We start from the raw sequence: 16,881 nt of genomic DNA, 5'->3' as shown, positions 1-16,881 counted from the left end.
CTCCGCTTTTCGGGGGACACTTTTTTATGCGCCAAGACACTCATCGACCATCGCGATTGCGACGTTCGCGTCATCAATTCCATGGACGAGCACACGACCGTCTTTAAACAAAAGCATCCGATGATTCCGCCATCGCCATTCTAATGTGAACGGTGTCTGTTTCACAGCGATGTCCGCACGCTCGAGTTGATGTGCGATTGGTTCAAGCCCTTCGATGGACCGACGGACTTGGACGACGTCACGCCCACAGAGGAGTGCTGTCTGTTGCCGATTCGGGACGAGGCTCGGATAGTCGTGAATTTGACAAGAAGGACAAGACACATCGACGAGACGTGCGACATCTAGTCGCTGTGACTGGTTTTCCCACATATCTTCAATCAAGAGTCGACGTTCCATCTTTTCATGACGCCCCGTCAAATATTTCAATGCCTCAACGGCTTGACGACTTGCCACATGTTGAACGATTGGCGCTACCACCCCCGCTGTCGCGCACGTTTGCCCGGCTAGCGGCAAATGACGCATGAGACAACGAAGACACGGCGCTTCTCCCGGCATCACCGTGTAGTTCATGCCGTATGCCCCGACGCAAGAGGCAAACAAGAACGGAATGCCACGCTCGAGTGCGAAATCGTTCAATAGAAGACGCGTCTCGACGTTATCGGTTGCGTCCAAGATGAGATCAACGGACGGCAAAGGCCGAAGCCAATCCCACGAGACATCGGCGATTTGCGCGTCCAACTCAACGTCTGAGTTGATAGCCCGCAGGCGTTCGAGTGCCGCGACCGCTTTCGGCGTCTCATCACGTGCGTCCTGTTCCGTATAGAGCGTCTGTCGTTGTAAGTTCGTCACCTCGACATAGTCGCGGTCGACGAGGATGAGCGAGACGCCGGCCCGAACAAGTTGATCGCTAACGGCCGCCCCGAGCGCGCCGAGACCGACGACGAGCACGCGTTTCTCCATCAGACGTTCTTGGCCCTCCTCCCCGATGCCGTGGAACCGGGCCTGCCGCGCGTAACGTTCCGGGATATGTGTCATCGGATGTAGTCCCCTGACTTCCCGCCTTGTTTCTCGAGCAAGTATGTCGGTCCGATGACGATGCCTTTATCGACTGCTTTCGTCATATCGTACACGGTCAAGGCGGCGACCATTGCTGCTGTCAACGCCTCCATTTCGACACCGGTATCGCCTTTCGTCTTCACAAACGACTCGATGATGAGCTGTGTCCCGTCCCATTCGAACGTCAAATCGACTTTTTTCAAGGCGAGCGGATGACACATCGGGATGATGCGACTCGTCTCTTTGGCGGCCATGATGCCAGCCACTTGAGCGACAGCGAGTACATCCCCTTTTGCAAGACCCCCATCGGTGATGAGTTGTTTGAGTTCACCGCTCAGTTCAACTGATGTACGGGCCCGAGCAGTACGTGTCGTTTCCGGTTTATCCGAGACATCGACCATCCGCGCCCGGCCTCATACCATTCCGCATCGAGTTGTTTGAGACCGAGACGAATCGTTTGGTAGATGAGTGGGAACGCGGCCAAGGCGGACGCGATGACGTTCGCCTGTTTGGTGAACAAGATAGTAATCGGCAACAATCCGCCGATCCCGTTGTTCCCAAGGACAATCAAGGCGTATAGTCCGATGACTGTCGGCGGCAAGATGAGCGGCAGTAAAAACACCGTCTCCAGCAGCCGCTTTCCTTTGAATTGACGGTGATGCATGAAATAGGCCGCTCCGAAGGCGAGGACGAAGGCGCTCACCGTCGCCATCATCCCGACTTCGAATGTGAGTTGAAGTGGAGATTGCGTCATTTAGAAAATCCTTTCGCTAAAAAGTGAGCTTGGATATCATCGTCAAACAAACGCGCGTAAACATCGCGCACGTATGGGTTGTGCGTCAATCGGACCGCCGGATACGCGATCGTACCCGTCGCTTCAAACGGGACCGCCTGAAGCGACTCGACGTCCGTCGTCAGTTCCGTCTTATAGACAAATCCCGCATTGGCGTCGCCTTGTTCGATGAGCGTCAACACTTGTCTCACATTCTGGGCGAACATGATTCGTGGTTCCACTTCTTCCCACACGCCTTCCACTTCTAGCGCCGCTTTTGCGTAGCGACCGGCCGGGACATTGACCGGGTCACCGATGACGATCCGGGCACATGCGTTTAAGTCGTCCCACGTCTCCGCGCACGGATTCCCTTTCGGTGTCACGAGCCACAGCTCGTTATGCAAAAACGCATCCCGCTCTAGAATCGGGATTTGTAATCGGTCGACATCATCAACGCTCGCGGCTAAAAAGATATCTGCCGGAGACCCGTGATCGATTTGTGCTCGCAAGGCGCCGCTCCCGTTCGTCACGACCCGAACGTCGATCCCATCGAATTCCGCTTCAAGTTGTCGCTCGACCGCTTCTAAAGCCGGTCCTAAGCTTGCCGCCGCCAAAATGGTCACGGTGGTGTCCTCCGAATCTGAACTCGACCAGACTTGACTTAGTAATAAGGCGACCGTCACCCCTACGATGACTCCACTCACCCGTTTCATGATTAATCACTCCTTTGCCTCCCCTTTATCGTAGCGCTTGATTTGCCTCCCATCTGTATCAAACGTCACAAAAAGACACCCCCACGTAAGTAGAGGTGTGCCACTGCTTAAGCGAACGTGCGCGCCCGCGGGAATAAAATGTTGTTTTCGAGATGAATGTGTTCAAATGTATCCGATTCGAGCGCTTCTAACCGTTGATAGACAAGACGATACGTCCCACACGCTCCTTCAGGCGGCGTATAGTCGTTCGTGATTTGACGCAACTCTTTTAAAATGTCACCGGCTGCCGCGTGTTCTGACTCGAGCGAGGCCAAGATGTCATCAAGCTCCCGTCTCGTTTCAGCTGTCGGTGCCGTCTCGTGACGAAGCAACGTCGGGAAGTCTTCTGTCTCTTCTTTGACGATATGTTGTTCAAGTTCCACTTTCAATTGATTGAACAGTTGATGAATGCGTCCGAGGTGCGGATGGTTTTGTCCGTGAACCCGGAACACTTTTGTCACATATGGTGTGAGCTGTGGCAATTCGTCCGTCAAAAACTGGTGATGCTTATAAATGATGTGCTCAATCAATTCCGATGAAGAAGCAGCATCCCAATCGATGCTCTTCTCGTTCATCTCTTGCTTGCGTTGATAGAGCGCATTGACTTCTTCTAAAATGTCTTCCGTCGACCGTTTCGATTTGTCAGTCGCTTCAGCGAGTGGCCGGTTGCCGCCACAACAAAAATCGATTCGGTTCCGTTTGAAAATGTCTGCCGCTTGCGGGCATTGTTTGACGATTTCAGATACGTGCGTATCGCCCGTGAATGTCTGTGTCATCTGTCATAACCTCCATATTCATTTTGACATGTTCAGCGTAGCAAAAGTTTGACGACAAAAATGTGAAATACGTCACATTTAAGTGAACAGGATGCACGCGTTCTGAATTTGGACACAAAAAAAGCCCCTCTTGTGGAGGGGCGACGCTTAATGGGACGGCGCTTCAAATTGTTCTGCCTCGGTCGATCCGGCGAGCGCCGTCGTTGACGACTGGCCTCCCGAGATGACGAGAGACACCTCATCGAAATACCCGGTCCCGACCTCACGTTGGTGACGTGTCGCCGTATAACCGTGCTGTTCTGCACTGAATTCGGCCTGTTGCAGTTCCGAGTAGGCGGCCATCCCGCGGTCTTTATACCCGCGTGCGAGTTCGAACATTCCGAAGTTGAGCGAGTGGAAGCCAGCGAGCGTCACGAATTGGAACTTGTATCCCATCGCACCAATCTCTTGTTGGAACGTTGCGATCTCGTCATCCGACAACTTCTTCTTCCAATTGAATGACGGCGAACAGTTGTAAGCGAGAAGTTTGCCCGGATACTTCGCATGAATCGCATCCGCGAATTGACGCGCTTCGTCCAAATCAGGCTCGGACGTCTCGCACCAAACGAGGTCGGCGTACGGTGCATAGGCGAGACCGCGTGCGATCGCCTGTTCGATTCCCGCCTCGGTCCGATAAAACCCTTCTGGCGTCCGGTCGCCGACGATGAACGGATGATCGATCGGGTCGATGTCGCTCGTAATCAAGTTCGCGGCGTGGGCGTCGGTCCGGGCGACGATAATCGTCGAAACACCCATGACGTCTGCCGCGAGACGCGCGGCAATCAAGTTTTTCACGGCCGTCTGTGTCGGCAGCAACACTTTGCCGCCGAGGTGACCGCACTTCTTCTCCGACGACAGTTGATCTTCTAAGTGAACGCCGGCTGCACCCGCCTCAATCATCGCCTTCGTCAACTCGAACACGTTGAGCACACCGCCGAAACCGGCTTCCATGTCAGCGACGATCGGGGCGAACCAATGCGTATCGCCTTTCCCTTCCGCCGTTTGAATTTGATCGGCCCGTTGAAGCGCCTGGTTAATCCGTTTGACGACGCTCGGCACCGAGTTAGCCGGGTATAGGCTTTGGTCCGGGTACATGTGCCCCGACAAGTTCGCATCGGCGGCGACTTGCCATCCGCTCAAATAGATGGCTTCGAGACCCGCCTTCACTTGCTGGATGGCCTGGTTCCCCGTCAACGCCCCGAGCGCGTGGACGTAGTCCCGCTCGTGGAGTAACTCCCATAACCGTTCCGCTCCTTTTGTCGCGAGCGTATGCTCGATTAGTACCGATCCCCGAAGTCTCATCACGTCTTCGACTCCATATGGACGTTCGACCCCGTTAAACCGTTCCGACTGTAACATATCCTCTAGCTGCATTTGTTGTTCGTTCATATCCATTCCTCCTGTATTATATTAACTTATATATTTACCGTTTGTTATATAACAGATAATGCGAGCTTAATCCAAGTATGCACAGCATTCGAGCGCCGCTTTGAATGACGAGTGCTCCATGCCGCAGCAACGACAGACGTTTTCTTCGTCACGATCTTCTGGTTTACGGAATATGACGACCTCTTCGACCGGCTCTCTCATGATTTGGAGCGACCCGTCGGCCCGGTCGAGCACGAGGCGCATCAAATCGTTCCCATAGACGAACGCCGTGTTAGCGAGCGCCGCTGTCGATTCCCCCGAGACGATCCGACGGACGACCCAACGTTCAATCAACTGTTCGCTTTCGATTTTTTTCGTTGTCATGATGATGCTCCTCCTTTTAAATTCGGTTCTAATGTCACTTGTTGTAAAAACTGTCGGCGGCGCCGGTGCAGGATCGGTTCCGTATATCCATTTGGTGATGCATCGCCTTCGAACACTAACTCTTTCGCCGCTTGATAGGCGATGGAGCAGTCTACATCTGGCGTCATCGGACGATAGTGCGGATCTTCCGCGTTTTGCGCGTCGACGACCTCGGCCATCCGGTAAAGCGTCGCTTCGACTTGTTCACGGCTACAGATTCCATGGTATAGCCAGTTGGCGACATGTTGACTCGAAATACGAAGCGTTGCTCGGTCTTCCATCAACCCGACATGATGAATATCTGGCACTTTGGAGCAACCGACACCTTGCTCGACCCAACGGACGACGTAACCGAGCAACCCTTGCAGGTTGTTCTCGAGTTCCTCGTTCACTTCCTCATCTGTATAGAGACGCGTGGCGAGTGGTACCTCGAGCAGACGCCCTCGCTCAGTTGCTGGATCAAACGAACGATTCGCCAACTCACGCTGAACGTCAAACGCATCGACTTGATGGTAATGCAGCGCATGAAGCGTGGCCGCCGTCGGGGACGGCACCCAAGCCGTCGTCGCCCCGGACCGGACATGATTGCTTTTTTCACGCATCATGTCGCGCATCCGATCGGGCATCGCCCACATCCCTTTCCCGATTTGCCCGCGTTGATGGAATCCTGCGTCAAGCCCGATCTGGACATTCAGACGTTCATAAGCATCGAGCCACTCCGATGTTTTCATCTCGCCTTTCTTGCGCATCGGTCCGAGCGTGAGCGAGGAGTGAATCTCATCGCCCGTCCGGTCGAGGAATCCGGTATTGATGAAGACGATGCGTTCCTTCACTTGCTCGATACAGTTCTTCAAATTAAGCGACGTGCGTCGCTCCTCGTCCATCACGCCGACTTTGAGCGTGTGACGCGGTAACTCGAGTACATCTTCAATCGCATCGAACAAGTCGTTCGTGAACGCGACTTCCTTAGATCCATGCATCTTCGGTTTGACGATATAGATGGAGCGTTCGCGGGAATTTCGTCTGGCATCAAGATGGCGGCTCGCGATGAGCGCAGTGAAAATCCCGTCCAAGATCCCTTCCGGTACTTCACGCCCTTCCGCGTCGAGCATCAAGTCTGTCGTCATCAAGTGCCCGACGTTTCGAATAAAGAGGAGCGACCGGCCCGGAAGCGTGACTTCACGCCCGTCTTTCCCGACATACTTCCGGTCAGGGTTCAACTTCCGAGTGAGCGGCCGACCTCCTTTCGTGAATGTTGCTTCGAGCGTCCCGTCCATCAGGCCTAGCCAGTTCGCGTAAAGGTGGACCTTGTCTTCCGCCCGAACAGCGGCAACCGAGTCTTCACAGTCGACGATGGCAGACAAGGCGGACTCGAGTTCGATGTCAATGAGCCCTGCTCGATCGACCCGTCCGATTGGGTGGTCCCGGTCAAACTGCAACTCGGCGTGAATCCCGTTATGGACGAGCAAGAGCTTATTCGGATCACTCGTTTCCCCGACATAGCCGACGAGACAATCGTCTTGAAACGCGATGCGGTTCCCTTCGATGATGGCGTATGCCCTGCCCTCTGACACGAGATAGCCGTTCGCTTCTTCGTGCGAGCCCTCCCGGAGCGGAAATGTATCGTCGAGAAACTGTTTGGCGTAGGCGATGACCGCTTCACCTCGGACTGGATTATAACCACTCGACTTCGTTTTCCCGTCCTCTTCGTCGATGACGTCCGTTCCGTACAAGGCGTCATACAGACTTCCCCAGCGGGCGTTCGCCGCGTTCAACGCATAGCGCGCGTTGTCGAGCGGAACGACGAGCTGTGGTCCGGCTTGCCTACTAACCTCTGAATCGACACCTGAAACGTCGATGCTGAAATCAGGGACGGTCGCTTCGATGTAATCGATGGACCGAAGGAAACGCTCATAGTCTTCCAGGTCGAAGGCTTGCTTGTGCTCGCTGTACCATTCCTGTAATAGTCGCTCATACGACTCACGTTCGTGAAGCAGTGACTCATTCCGAGGAATGAACTCATCGAGTAGGCGCCCGACCCCAGGCCAAAATTGTCGGTGTGCCTCTTCGTCAGGCAATATACGAGCCGAGATGAAGTCGAGCAACGTTTCATGTACGTGATAAGTACCTACTTGTTTGTAATGTTCCAAGCCGTCACATCCTTCCATTCAATTGTTATATATCAGTTGACTTTAATATAGACTATTATATAACAGTTTGACAACAGTTTTTTTGAAACTTTTTATTTGCGATCTATTTTAAAACCGATTAGTATACATTGTGTGACCTATCAATGATTGATTCATCAATTAGTTTTTTGAAGGAGGATACCCGATGCGCGACGCCTGTTCGCTCAGCGATGAGATTCTCTACCACGTCATCACCGTACAAAAAGAACTGGCCCAACTGTTCGATACGGAAATGGACGGGCTCAGCTCGACCCGCTTCGATATTTTGAGCAACTTGCATCACGTCGGCCCTTTGCGTCAGCGTGAACTGCAACAACGGGTCGGCGTCGATCATGCCGCCATCACGCGTCATTTGAAACAGCTCGAGACACAGGGCTTGATCACGCGCGAACGCTGCCTCCAAGACAATCGGGTCATCTTTGTCGATTTGACCGATGTCGGTCGGGAGCGGATTGCACATTGGACCGAGCAAAAGAAGTGCTTATCGGACCGTCTTTTTGTAAACATGAAGGTAGAGGAGCAACGACAGTTACTCGAACTTTTAAATACGTTACAAACCAACATTCAACATGAAAGGAAGACCCTTATATGAACACGACAACACAGAAAGACTTTATGGAAATCCTCAAAGGACGCCGCTCGATTCGCGTCTATGATGAGAACGTCAAAATCTCAAAAGAAGAGATGACACAAATCCTGGAGGAAGCGACGACGGCACCGTCATCACTCAACCTGCAACCGTGGCGCTTCGTCGTCATCGATAGCGCAGAAGGTAAAGACACACTCCTTCCGCTCGCAAGCTTCAACAAACGCCAAGTCGAGACGTCATCAGCCGTTATCGCCATCTTTGCCGACTACCAGATGGCCGATTACACACAAGAGATCTTTGATACGGCCGTCGAGCGTGGCCTCATGCCACCAGAAGTCCGCGACCGTCAAGTCGACATGATCAAAGGCATCTTCAAAGACGCACCGAAAGAGTCTGTCAAAGACAGCATCTTGCTCGACTCGGGTCTCGTCGCGATGCAACTCATGCTCGTCGCCCGTGCCCACGGCTACGACACAAACCCGATCGGTGGTTATGACAAAGCGAACATCGCGGAAGCGTTCGGCCTCGAGAAAGAGCGCTACCTTCCGGTCATGCTCCTCTCAATCGGAAAAGCCGCGGAAGAAGGTTACCAATCGGTCCGCTTCCCAATCGACCGCATCACCGACTGGAAATAAGCAAAAGCTCAAGCGCCTCGGCGCTTGAGCTTTTTTTCATCCGATGTATTTGACGACCTCGTTGAAATCGCGGCGTGTCTTCGGCGCGAAGTCACGGGCCCGATGTCCGAATGCGACCATGACCGAGAGCGACCAGGCGCCTCGTTCCATGACGCCTTCCGAAATCAATAATTCGTCAATCTCCGCTTGATTGAACCCTTCGATCGGACATGAGTCGACGCCGATCTGTGCGGCGGCCGTCATCATGTTGCCGAGCGGGATATACGTCTGCCGTTTGATCCATTCTTGGAACACACGCTCGTCGTCCAACAGTCGATAATCTTGTTCTTGGAACTCACGGACCCGTTTCACCCGAAGGGCGTACTCGTCCTCGGTCCGTCCTTGGACGTCCGTGACGATGTGACGGATGTAGTCCGAGTCGTAGCACATCGCTTCAGGCGTCCGCGCCAAGATCAACACGAAATGGCTCGCCGTTAACGCCTGTCCTTGGGCACCCCACGCGTGGTCTTTGATCTTCCGGAGCAAGTCTTCGCGACGAATGACGACGAACTGCCAAGGCTCGAAACCGAACGAACTCGGTGATAAGCGACCCGTCTCCAGAATGAATTCGAAATCTTCCTCATCGATTTTGCGGTCCGCGTCGAACTCTTTCGTCGCTTGACGCCAACGATACGCATCTAAAATATCTTCTTTTTTCACGATGATCCACTCCCCATTTACCAAGATGACTCCATCATATCAAAACGATAAATAAGAAAGCGCTCATGGAGATTCTTTAACGGCAAGCGAACGTCCTGTACGTAGCGGAAAGGCGTCTCGTCATTCAAAAAATGTAAGTACTCATCGGCCGGATAATAGAGGATGAGGTCGACCGGACGCTGTGCGCGCTCGACCGACTCGATGATGTTCGCAACGACCTGCCGGAACACGTTCACCGAGAACGGGTTGAAGAAATAAAAGCGGTTCGCCTCAGCCGGCACCTCAAACTGTTCGGCGTAGCCGCGGACGAGCTGGACACTGCCACGCGTCCGGTGTTTCTTGGCGTAGTTCATCCAATTCTCAAGTGCCGCTTCGTGGAAGCCGCCATCCATTTCGATGCCAATGGCCCGAACTCGGAACGTATAGGCGAGATAAAACGTGAGGCGCCCTTTCCCCGATCCGAAGTCGACGACCGTGTCCGTGGCCGCGAGCGGATAGGCGTCACGCAACAAGTCGAGCGCCTCATACGGGGTCGGTTCATAGCGATGATATTCAGCCGAGGCCGGGAACCCTTGTTGCGGTTTCGCCGTCTCGATTTGGAGCAACCGTTCATAGTCTTGTTCAGTCATGAATGTGTCCTTTCTTGGATGGCACGGAAAAACGGATGCCGCTCCATCTCTTGTTTGAACGCCTGTCGTTCTTGCCACATCACATAGCCGACGTAGAGCGGGATGAGCAACTTGAACCAACTCGGTACGAGGAGCATCCCCGTGACGGCAAGCGGGATGAGACGCAGCCATAAGTTCCGATGACGCGGCGTCCGTATATAAAGTAAGATGGCCGTCGTGCGCCGGGCGGTCCCAAACCGATTCGGTCTCGGTCGATAGAGCGGACGCTTGCGCCGGCTCGGCTTCTCGATGGCGCCCGACGTCGATAATAATGCCCGGTCAAATGCGGTACGCAACGCCTCACTACGTTCGAGTTCTTGGCTAAGATATGGGTGGCGTGACAGCCACCCTTCTCCGACATACATCGCAAATGCAACAAGACCACTGCCGAGTACGGCCGACCATAAAGGTGAGTCGATGAGGAGCGCATACATACAAACGAACGTCACACACGTGGCCGTAACTCGTAACATCCAATGGCTGCGCCGGACCGTCAACTGATAACGGATCCACGTATGAATCCCGGTCAAAAATAGGAGGCTGATCCCGAATGCGAATATAGAGGCAACGGACCAACCGTCAAGCCAAAGCACGGGCATGAACGCCGACAAAACAAAGAGGAACATTGCACCGAGTTTGAGGGCTTGATAGAGCAACGAATCGTGCTTCAATTTATCAATCAAAGAACGTTTGGCCACCAGCGTCACGTCCGCCCGTTCGACCCAGACGAAAAACGGATTTCTAAGGAGGACGATTCCAATTCCAAGCGCCCAAACGAACATCGGCACCTGACTCACCCACTCGATTTCGCCTTGCCAAAGCAATCGGTATTGATACCCGAGAAAGATGGCGAACGGAATGACGCCGTATAGAACGACTGTCCAATCCAAGATGAGCCGCCACGTCTTCCACTGTTTGGTCACATGGGTGCGGACACGTCTAACGAACAGCTGATGTTCATTCATCGCATGACCACATCTTCCATCATCTCGAACAGCGACTCGCCTTCGGTTTGCAGGCTGAGACGCAACTCTTCTTTTGTCCCGCCCGCGAGCATGCGTCCGTCATCAATCCAGACGAAGCGGTCGCATAACCGCTCTGCCGTATCGAGGACGTGGGTGACGAGAAGCACCCCGGTACCTTGACGACGTTCCGCTTCAAGTAAACGAAGCAACTGGATCGTCGTCGTCGCATCGAGTCCGACGAACGGTTCGTCGACAAGGAGAAACTTCGCTTCTTGGATGAGCGCCAAGAGGATCATCGCTTTTTGCTTCATCCCTTTTGAGAACGAGGCGATATAGTCGTGGCGAACCGTCTCGAGCCGAAACAACCGGATCAGTTCTTCCGTCCGCTCACGATTATCAACGTCCGTCAATTCCAACACGAGAGCGATATGTTCCTCGAGCGTCAAATAATCATAGTAAACCGGTTGCTCGGGGATATAGGCGTAGCGGTCAATGTGTATTTCGCCCCGCATCCACGGGATCGTTCCGGTGAGACAGGCGAGCGTCGTACTCTTCCCGGCCCCGTTCGATCCAATCATCCCGACGATTTCGCCCGGGCGGACCTCGAACCGGATGGCCTCGATGACCGCCTCACCGCGTTCATACCCGGCTTGTTCAATGTGAACGTTCATGAGAGAGACCCTCCCGATTTACGAATATGTTTTTTACTATGTTTATCATAACACGCAAAAAAAATGTGTCATAATATCCCTTGTCATCCCCCACATAAAGGAGTAGAACAGCATGCAACATTATTTAGCCATCGATATCGGTGGAACCAGTATCAAATACGGAGTCGTCCGATCCGATGGCACCCTACTGTCAAACAAACACGTCCCAACCCCTGCGACGTGGGACGGCTTGCTCGAACAAGTCGATGTGATCTTTAACGAAACGACCGCCGAAGCCCGCTTCGACGGTATCGGCTTCAGTGCGCCCGGCGCCGTCGATTCGACGACCGGAGTGATTCATGGAATCAGTGCACTTCCCTACATTCATGATCGTCCTTTCTTACAGGCGTTCAAAGAGCGGTACGACTTGCCTGTCACTGTCTTGAACGATGCCAACGCGGCAGCGCTCGCAGAAGGATGGACCGGTGCCGCGGCGTCGGTGACGAGCTACGCGACGGTCGTCATCGGGACGGGCGTCGGCGGAGCATTCGTCGACCATGATCAGGTGATGATCGGATCCCACTTCCATGGCGGTGAGTTCGGATATTGGATTCTCGACCCGTCTCTTCCCCACCCAGATGGGACATGGAGTAAAATCGGTGCCACGGCCGCTCTTGTCCATCGATGCAGTGAGCAACTCGGACGACCCCTTACCGGAGAAGATGTGTTCGCACTTCAAAGCGACCCAATCATCCAGGTGGAACTGGAGCGCTTCTATCGCTGGAACGCGATTGGCATCTACAACCTCCAATTCGGGCTCGACCCGGAGCGTATTTTAATCGGTGGCGGCATCAGTCGTCGTCCGGAAGTTCGGGACGGCATCGAGCGACACTTGGACGCGCTTTGCGACGCGTTCGGAACGTTCCGCATCGACGTCGAGACGTGTGCCCACTTCAACGAGGCCAACTTGATCGGTGCCGCACGGTTTCACATGTTAGCCAAGTAAAAAAGGGTTTCCATCACGAGTTTGTGATGGAAACCCTTTTATTGTGCCAGGCGGTCTTCATGGAGGTGATGATACACCTCGTCTCGAATCGCTGCGAGCGTACGCTCATGAACGATCATGTGTGCCCGAATCGTTCGGTTGACCCGCTCATCAATCGTCCCTGTTTCCAAATGTCGATCTAACACAGGGAGACTAAAATCATCGATTGGTAAATACGCGATGGGGACTACCGCATCCTCCGACTTCACGGAAACTTGGACCCCGTTCACATCGGGAAAGAAATACGACTCATAATACGGTTCGACGACCAGCTCTTCTTTCATCGCTTCCCGCACTTCGGGAATCGTTGTCGGCAAGGCGATGAAATACACCATTTGGTCGAACGAGAATGAGACGTCTTTCAGCGAGACGCCCAGTGCCTCCGCGTGTCGGTTGGCCACACTACCCGTCACAAACCGATAACTTGGACGGCTCGTAAACAAGATGGTCGCGATAAAGGCGACGGTCATGATCATGACACTGAATTCGGTCATAGCGGCACCCCTTCCCAGCGGCAGACTTGGTTTTTCCCTCGTGATTTGGCCGCGTACAACGCTTGATCGGCGCACTCAATCAACCGTTCGCGTGACTGTTCGTGAAGCGTGTGCTTCGAAGCGACACCGAAGCTCAGCGTTAACTGACCACCTGGTTGTCGCTCCCCGTACATGAAGTTCGTGCCGAGCACGGCCGCACGAATCGTCTCCGCGACGTGGGACGCCTCGACTTCGTCGAACTGCGGCAAGAGAACGACAAACTCTTCGCCACCGAACCGATACGCCATCTGTTCATCCGGCACGCTTCGTCGAATGACACTCGCGAGCCGCGTGAGTAACTCGTTTCCAGCCAAGTGACCGTTTGTGTCGTTGAAATGCTTGAAATGGTCAATATCCATCACAATCAGTGACAGCTCGTCCGTTTCGCACTCCCGGAACAAGACATCCAAATCTTGTTCGAACGAGCGATGGTTTTTAAGACGCGTCAACCCGTCACGAAGCGCCAACGTCTCGATGCGCTGGTACAGCGTCGTCTGATGGAGCGCAAGCGAGGCTTGTTCCGCAATCGGTCGGACACTGTCAATCTTTTGAGGGGTGATTGGTTTTTTATTGACGACATTGTCGATGACGAGAAGTCCGTATGGAATTCCTTGATGATGGAGCGGGAAAATCGTGCACTCGTCCATCTGTAAGTCGGTATGTAACATGCGCAGCACCGGGTCGTCGGTGATGCTCGCATACACGTGGAGCGGCCGTCCCGAGTCGAGCGTCTGTTTGAACAGGTGGTCTCCATGAAACGGGATCGTCATTTTCCGAATTCGTTCGTTCAACTGTTCATCGTGCGTCGAGTCCGTCTCTTTCTCATCAATCAGTCCTTGGAGGTCATAATGTTGGCGCGTAATTTCTTCCCAAATTTGAAAGCCGTCTTCCGGATTCATCGGCCCCGTGCCCATCACTCCGTAAATGCTATCTTTTTCCAAATCCGCAAAAAAGATGATTGAACGGTTAAACCCGAGCCCGTGCCCCGCCGTCACCGATGTCAAAATCGTTTGCAACAATCGGTCCGGATCAAGCGTGTCTTGCATTGTAAAACTGACTTCCCGAAACACGTTCAATTGACGAGAACTTGCCGTCAACATCCGTAACCGTCCCGATCGCTCACGCTTCAACTGTTTGACGTAGCCGAAGAGCAACGCCGCACCTAATCCAAAGAAGACATAACTGAGCAACAGTGGAAAGGATAGTATCCCGGATTGACTGTATACTAAAAGCCAGCTGACCATAATAGCAACAGTCATGCCTTTCCAGTGAAAACAGACGAGTCCCGTCATAATCAATAACAGCACGGACCAATGCAAATCATAAAAGTCGAACAACACCCCGTGCCAAATCACGACAAGGCTGCTCGTCCCGGCGAGCAGCCAGCGATTCAAGGCGGGGGTCGTCATCAACCGAAGGACGTTGAGGACGATGGTGATTAGGATGATGCCGCCAATCAATAGGCCATAAACCATGGTTACCCCTCGTTTCATCGAGTCATCTATACTTTTGATTATAAGTCGAATCATCGAACGCGGGACCGGATTTGTCCAATCACTGACCAAACTTTTAACTTACTTGAAGTATTTTCCATAAGTTGTCGAACTCGCTTGTTTCTTCTCATATGAGTGATTTCACATAATCCTTTCATTTACTTTAGCGAAGTAACGTGGAATGATGGAATTAACTAACCCATTTAAGCGAGGTGGAAGCGTGACCCGTACCGAACATCTTGAAGCAACACGGATTTTACAGCATTTGTTTAACGCGTCTTCCTTCGTCGGAATCGACTTCGGTTCCGGCCCCAATCATCATCTACTCTACTTCAACCGAGACGGCAACGAGTCGTGGCTCTCGATTGAAGGACCTTGGTACGTCCATTCATCGGGACCTTCGTTCAACGAAGATGAACAACTCCATCACCTCGTCGGACTCCGGCGTGAACGCGTCCGTTCCATCCTGTTATCTGAAGACAATCCCCATCTTGAACTGACATTTGAATCTGGAGCCGTCCTGTTCGTGAACGGCTATCACGAACAGTATGAAAGTTGGCAGGCCGGAGACGCCCGTCCGCTCGGAGGCGAACACTTCTTACTCGTCGCCATGCCTCAAGGGGACTTGGCCGTCTTTGCAGAGGAAGACGTCTGATGGCAGCCTGGACGGAGATTCTCACGTATATGTTGATTGCCGGTGGTGTCAGTCTCGCGATCATCGTCTTGCGCAAAGTCACGAAAGCATAAGAAAAGAGCGGCCGCGGCCGCTCTTTTCTTATTTTACCGTCTCATCTTCGAACAAGCTCGCCCCGTTCGTCTGGATGACGTCTTGATACCAGAAGAACGAGTCCTTCCGCGAACGCTCGAGCGTCCCCGACCCGTCGTCATGCTTATCGACGTAGATGAAGCCGTAACGCTTGCTGTACTCCCCGGTCGACGCACTGACGAGGTCGATACAGCCCCAGCTCGTATAGCCGATGACGTCGACACCATCTTCAATCGCCTCCACCATCGCTTTCAAATGGTCACGCAAGTACTCAATCCGGTAATCGTCATGGACCGAACCGTCCGCTTCGACCTTGTCATAAGCACCGAGACCGTTCTCGACGATGAAGAGCGGCAATTCATAGCGCTCATACAGTTTGTTCAAGATGACGCGAAGTCCCATCGGATCGATTTCCCAACCCCAGTCGCTCGCCTTGAGGTAAGGGTTTTTCACCCCGCTCATAATGTTCCCCGCTGCCTCACCTTCCGTCTTCTCCGCTTTCTCGGTACGCGACATATAGTAGCTGAGCGAGAAAAAGTCGACCGTGTTCGCTTTCAGTGTCTCGAGGTCCCCGTCTTCCATCACGAGTTCGATTCCGTTCTCACGGAAGAAGCGTTTCGCGAACGATGGATACTCACCACGGACATGGACGTCGCCACAGAAAAAGTTCATCATGCGCTCGGCGTCGTGTGCATACCAGATGTCTTCTGGATTCGAGCTGTACGGATAGACCGGCGCCGCGATGAGCATGCAGCCGATTTGCATCGACGGATCGATTTCTTTTGCCGCTTTTGTCGCGAGCGCACTTGCCACGAGTTGATGGTGCAACCCTTGGTACGTCAACTGCAACTGGTCGTCCCCTTCACGGATTGCCATTCCGAGACTGAGCATCGGCATGAACTGGGCCCCGTTGATTTCATTGAACGTGAGCCAATATTTGACCTTGCCTTGGTAACGTTCGAACAAGACACGGCTGTACCGCTCGAAAAATGTCACGAGGCGACGGTCGCGCCAACCACCGTATGCTGTCGCCAAATGAAGCGGCAACTCGTAATGTGAAATCGTGACGAGTGGCTCAATTCCTTGCGCGACGAGTTCATCGATGACGCGGTCATAGAATTTGAGCCCTTCCTCGTTCGGTTCGAGCTCATCTCCATTCGGGAAGATGCGCGACCAAGCGATTGACATGCGGAACGTCTTGAAGCCCATCTCTTTGAAGAGGGCGATGTCTTCCTTGTAGTGATGATAGAAGTCGATGCCTTCGTGGTTCGGGTACGCATACTCGTCATGCAACTCGAAATCGAACGTCGGGTCATGGATGATTTTCATTCGGTCCTTGCCGCCCGGCATCACATCCGCGATCGAGAGCCCTTTTCCACCTTCTTGGTATCCACCTTCAAATTGGTTCGCCGCTGTGGCGCCACCCCATAAAAAGTTCTTCGCTACTTGTTTCATGTTTGTTC

General features: G+C 53.3%; 19 protein-coding genes. 4 read left to right on the top strand and 15 right to left on the bottom strand.

Going from position 1 to position 16,881, the window contains the following annotated elements:
* Positions 1 to 24: 24 nt before the first annotated feature.
* The 8 genes from KNP06_RS06545 to KNP06_RS06510 all read right to left on the bottom strand — a co-directional run bounded on the left by KNP06_RS06545 (position 25) and on the right by KNP06_RS06510 (position 7,336).
* Entirely contained in the window at positions 25 to 1,035 is a 1,011-nt protein-coding gene (locus tag KNP06_RS06545; RefSeq protein WP_214710719.1) for a ThiF family adenylyltransferase, read from the bottom strand.
* Positions 1,032 to 1,457, bottom strand: coding sequence for a cyclic pyranopterin monophosphate synthase MoaC (moaC, locus tag KNP06_RS06540; protein WP_214710720.1), 426 nt, complete (start codon positions 1,455 to 1,457; stop codon positions 1,032 to 1,034). Before moaC ends, KNP06_RS06545 begins: the two co-directional genes overlap by 4 nt.
* Positions 1,391 to 1,810 carry a molybdate ABC transporter permease subunit gene (locus KNP06_RS06535; RefSeq protein WP_241764623.1) on the bottom strand — a complete coding sequence of 140 codons (420 nt, stop codon included), beginning with the start codon at positions 1,808 to 1,810 and terminating at the stop codon, positions 1,391 to 1,393. The genes moaC and KNP06_RS06535 overlap by 67 nt, the downstream gene beginning before the upstream one ends.
* Positions 1,807 to 2,541, bottom strand: a complete 735-nt coding sequence (modA, locus tag KNP06_RS06530) for a molybdate ABC transporter substrate-binding protein (protein WP_034780575.1) — start codon at positions 2,539 to 2,541, stop codon at positions 1,807 to 1,809. Before modA ends, KNP06_RS06535 begins: the two co-directional genes overlap by 4 nt.
* 107 nt (positions 2,542 to 2,648) lie before the next feature.
* Entirely contained in the window at positions 2,649 to 3,356 is a 708-nt protein-coding gene (gene ric, locus KNP06_RS06525) for an iron-sulfur cluster repair di-iron protein (RefSeq protein ID WP_029596325.1), read from the bottom strand.
* Between the two features lie 147 nt (positions 3,357 to 3,503).
* The gene (gene aceA, locus KNP06_RS06520) at positions 3,504 to 4,784 is read right to left on the bottom strand and encodes an isocitrate lyase (protein WP_374224084.1); all 1,281 of its coding nucleotides are present in this window, start codon (positions 4,782 to 4,784) and stop codon (positions 3,504 to 3,506) included.
* A 66-nt stretch (positions 4,785 to 4,850) separates the two neighbouring features.
* Complete coding sequence (locus tag KNP06_RS06515; RefSeq protein ID WP_029596327.1) at positions 4,851 to 5,147, bottom strand: hypothetical protein; 297 nt, start codon at positions 5,145 to 5,147, stop codon at positions 4,851 to 4,853.
* On the bottom strand, positions 5,144 to 7,336 hold the full coding sequence (locus KNP06_RS06510) for a malate synthase G (protein WP_251129619.1): 2,193 nt from the start codon (positions 7,334 to 7,336) through the stop codon (positions 5,144 to 5,146). Before KNP06_RS06510 ends, KNP06_RS06515 begins: the two co-directional genes overlap by 4 nt.
* Before the next feature lie 184 nt (positions 7,337 to 7,520).
* Here KNP06_RS06510 and KNP06_RS06505 point away from each other — a divergent pair, with 184 nt between their 5' ends.
* Positions 7,521 to 7,967, top strand: a complete 447-nt coding sequence (locus KNP06_RS06505; RefSeq protein WP_029596329.1) for a MarR family winged helix-turn-helix transcriptional regulator — start codon at positions 7,521 to 7,523, stop codon at positions 7,965 to 7,967.
* Entirely contained in the window at positions 7,964 to 8,599 is a 636-nt protein-coding gene (locus KNP06_RS06500; protein WP_214710723.1) for a nitroreductase family protein, read from the top strand. The genes KNP06_RS06505 and KNP06_RS06500 overlap by 4 nt, the downstream gene beginning before the upstream one ends.
* A 36-nt stretch (positions 8,600 to 8,635) precedes the next feature.
* Here KNP06_RS06500 and KNP06_RS06495 read toward each other — a convergent pair whose 3' ends face one another.
* From KNP06_RS06495 to KNP06_RS06480, 4 genes are read right to left on the bottom strand one after another with little or no spacing between them, the layout of a single operon-like run.
* Positions 8,636 to 9,298, bottom strand: coding sequence for an NAD(P)H-dependent oxidoreductase (locus KNP06_RS06495; RefSeq protein WP_214710724.1), 663 nt, complete (start codon positions 9,296 to 9,298; stop codon positions 8,636 to 8,638).
* 17 nt (positions 9,299 to 9,315) lie between these two features.
* Positions 9,316 to 9,927 carry a class I SAM-dependent methyltransferase gene (locus tag KNP06_RS06490; RefSeq protein ID WP_214788288.1) on the bottom strand — a complete coding sequence of 204 codons (612 nt, stop codon included), beginning with the start codon at positions 9,925 to 9,927 and terminating at the stop codon, positions 9,316 to 9,318.
* Positions 9,924 to 10,931 carry an ABC transporter permease gene (locus KNP06_RS06485; protein WP_214710725.1) on the bottom strand — a complete coding sequence of 336 codons (1,008 nt, stop codon included), beginning with the start codon at positions 10,929 to 10,931 and terminating at the stop codon, positions 9,924 to 9,926. The genes KNP06_RS06490 and KNP06_RS06485 overlap by 4 nt, the downstream gene beginning before the upstream one ends.
* Positions 10,928 to 11,602: an ABC transporter ATP-binding protein gene (locus KNP06_RS06480; protein WP_214710726.1), complete on the bottom strand. Its 675-nt coding sequence runs from the start codon at positions 11,600 to 11,602 to the stop codon at positions 10,928 to 10,930. Before KNP06_RS06480 ends, KNP06_RS06485 begins: the two co-directional genes overlap by 4 nt.
* Positions 11,603 to 11,714: 112 nt before the next feature.
* On the opposite strand from KNP06_RS06480, the gene KNP06_RS06475 reads away from it, so the two are divergent.
* A complete protein-coding gene (locus tag KNP06_RS06475; RefSeq protein WP_214710727.1) occupies positions 11,715 to 12,587 on the top strand; it encodes an ROK family protein in 873 nt (290 codons plus the stop codon).
* 38 nt (positions 12,588 to 12,625) lie between these two features.
* On the opposite strand, the gene KNP06_RS06470 is transcribed toward KNP06_RS06475, so the two are convergent.
* Both KNP06_RS06470 and KNP06_RS06465 read right to left on the bottom strand, forming a co-directional pair.
* Positions 12,626 to 13,120, bottom strand: coding sequence for a hypothetical protein (locus KNP06_RS06470; RefSeq protein ID WP_214710728.1), 495 nt, complete (start codon positions 13,118 to 13,120; stop codon positions 12,626 to 12,628).
* Positions 13,117 to 14,634 carry a sensor domain-containing diguanylate cyclase gene (locus KNP06_RS06465; protein ID WP_214710729.1) on the bottom strand — a complete coding sequence of 506 codons (1,518 nt, stop codon included), beginning with the start codon at positions 14,632 to 14,634 and terminating at the stop codon, positions 13,117 to 13,119. Before KNP06_RS06465 ends, KNP06_RS06470 begins: the two co-directional genes overlap by 4 nt.
* Before the next feature lie 238 nt (positions 14,635 to 14,872).
* Here KNP06_RS06465 and KNP06_RS06460 point away from each other — a divergent pair, with 238 nt between their 5' ends.
* Complete coding sequence (locus KNP06_RS06460; protein WP_214710730.1) at positions 14,873 to 15,307, top strand: DUF6188 family protein; 435 nt, start codon at positions 14,873 to 14,875, stop codon at positions 15,305 to 15,307.
* Between the two features lie 120 nt (positions 15,308 to 15,427).
* On the opposite strand, the gene KNP06_RS06455 is transcribed toward KNP06_RS06460, so the two are convergent.
* Positions 15,428 to 16,873, bottom strand: a complete 1,446-nt coding sequence (locus KNP06_RS06455; protein WP_214710731.1) for a glycoside hydrolase family 1 protein — start codon at positions 16,871 to 16,873, stop codon at positions 15,428 to 15,430.
* Between the last annotated feature and the right edge of the window lie 8 nt (positions 16,874 to 16,881).

It is taken from the genome of Exiguobacterium sp. s21 (assembly GCF_018617975.1).
Taxonomy (GTDB): Bacteria; Bacillota; Bacilli; order Exiguobacteriales; family Exiguobacteriaceae; genus Exiguobacterium; species Exiguobacterium mexicanum_A.
This window is presented reverse-complemented; position numbering and strand designations above follow the sequence as displayed.

What these genes read in the sequence shown, in the direction of transcription:
- KNP06_RS06455 (WP_214710731.1), bottom strand. Translation starts at nt 16,873, where the DNA reads ATGAAACAAGTAGCGAAGAACTTTTTATGGGGTGGCGCCACAGCGGCG.
- ric (WP_029596325.1), bottom strand. Translation starts at nt 3,356, where the DNA reads ATGACACAGACATTCACGGGCGATACGCACGTATCTGAAATCGTCAAA.
- KNP06_RS06475 (WP_214710727.1), top strand. Translation starts at nt 11,715, where the DNA reads ATGCAACATTATTTAGCCATCGATATCGGTGGAACCAGTATCAAATAC.
- modA (WP_034780575.1), bottom strand. Translation starts at nt 2,541, where the DNA reads ATGAAACGGGTGAGTGGAGTCATCGTAGGGGTGACGGTCGCCTTATTA.
- KNP06_RS06465 (WP_214710729.1), bottom strand. Translation starts at nt 14,634, where the DNA reads ATGGTTTATGGCCTATTGATTGGCGGCATCATCCTAATCACCATCGTC.
- KNP06_RS06545 (WP_214710719.1), bottom strand. Translation starts at nt 1,035, where the DNA reads ATGACACATATCCCGGAACGTTACGCGCGGCAGGCCCGGTTCCACGGC.
- KNP06_RS06485 (WP_214710725.1), bottom strand. Translation starts at nt 10,931, where the DNA reads ATGAATGAACATCAGCTGTTCGTTAGACGTGTCCGCACCCATGTGACC.
- KNP06_RS06480 (WP_214710726.1), bottom strand. Translation starts at nt 11,602, where the DNA reads ATGAACGTTCACATTGAACAAGCCGGGTATGAACGCGGTGAGGCGGTC.
- KNP06_RS06535 (WP_241764623.1), bottom strand. Translation starts at nt 1,810, where the DNA reads ATGACGCAATCTCCACTTCAACTCACATTCGAAGTCGGGATGATGGCG.
- aceA (WP_374224084.1), bottom strand. Translation starts at nt 4,784, where the DNA reads ATGAACGAACAACAAATGCAGCTAGAGGATATGTTACAGTCGGAACGG.
- KNP06_RS06500 (WP_214710723.1), top strand. Translation starts at nt 7,964, where the DNA reads ATGAACACGACAACACAGAAAGACTTTATGGAAATCCTCAAAGGACGC.
- moaC (WP_214710720.1), bottom strand. Translation starts at nt 1,457, where the DNA reads ATGGTCGATGTCTCGGATAAACCGGAAACGACACGTACTGCTCGGGCC.
- KNP06_RS06505 (WP_029596329.1), top strand. Translation starts at nt 7,521, where the DNA reads ATGCGCGACGCCTGTTCGCTCAGCGATGAGATTCTCTACCACGTCATC.
- KNP06_RS06470 (WP_214710728.1), bottom strand. Translation starts at nt 13,120, where the DNA reads ATGACCGAATTCAGTGTCATGATCATGACCGTCGCCTTTATCGCGACC.
- KNP06_RS06490 (WP_214788288.1), bottom strand. Translation starts at nt 9,927, where the DNA reads ATGACTGAACAAGACTATGAACGGTTGCTCCAAATCGAGACGGCGAAA.
- KNP06_RS06515 (WP_029596327.1), bottom strand. Translation starts at nt 5,147, where the DNA reads ATGACAACGAAAAAAATCGAAAGCGAACAGTTGATTGAACGTTGGGTC.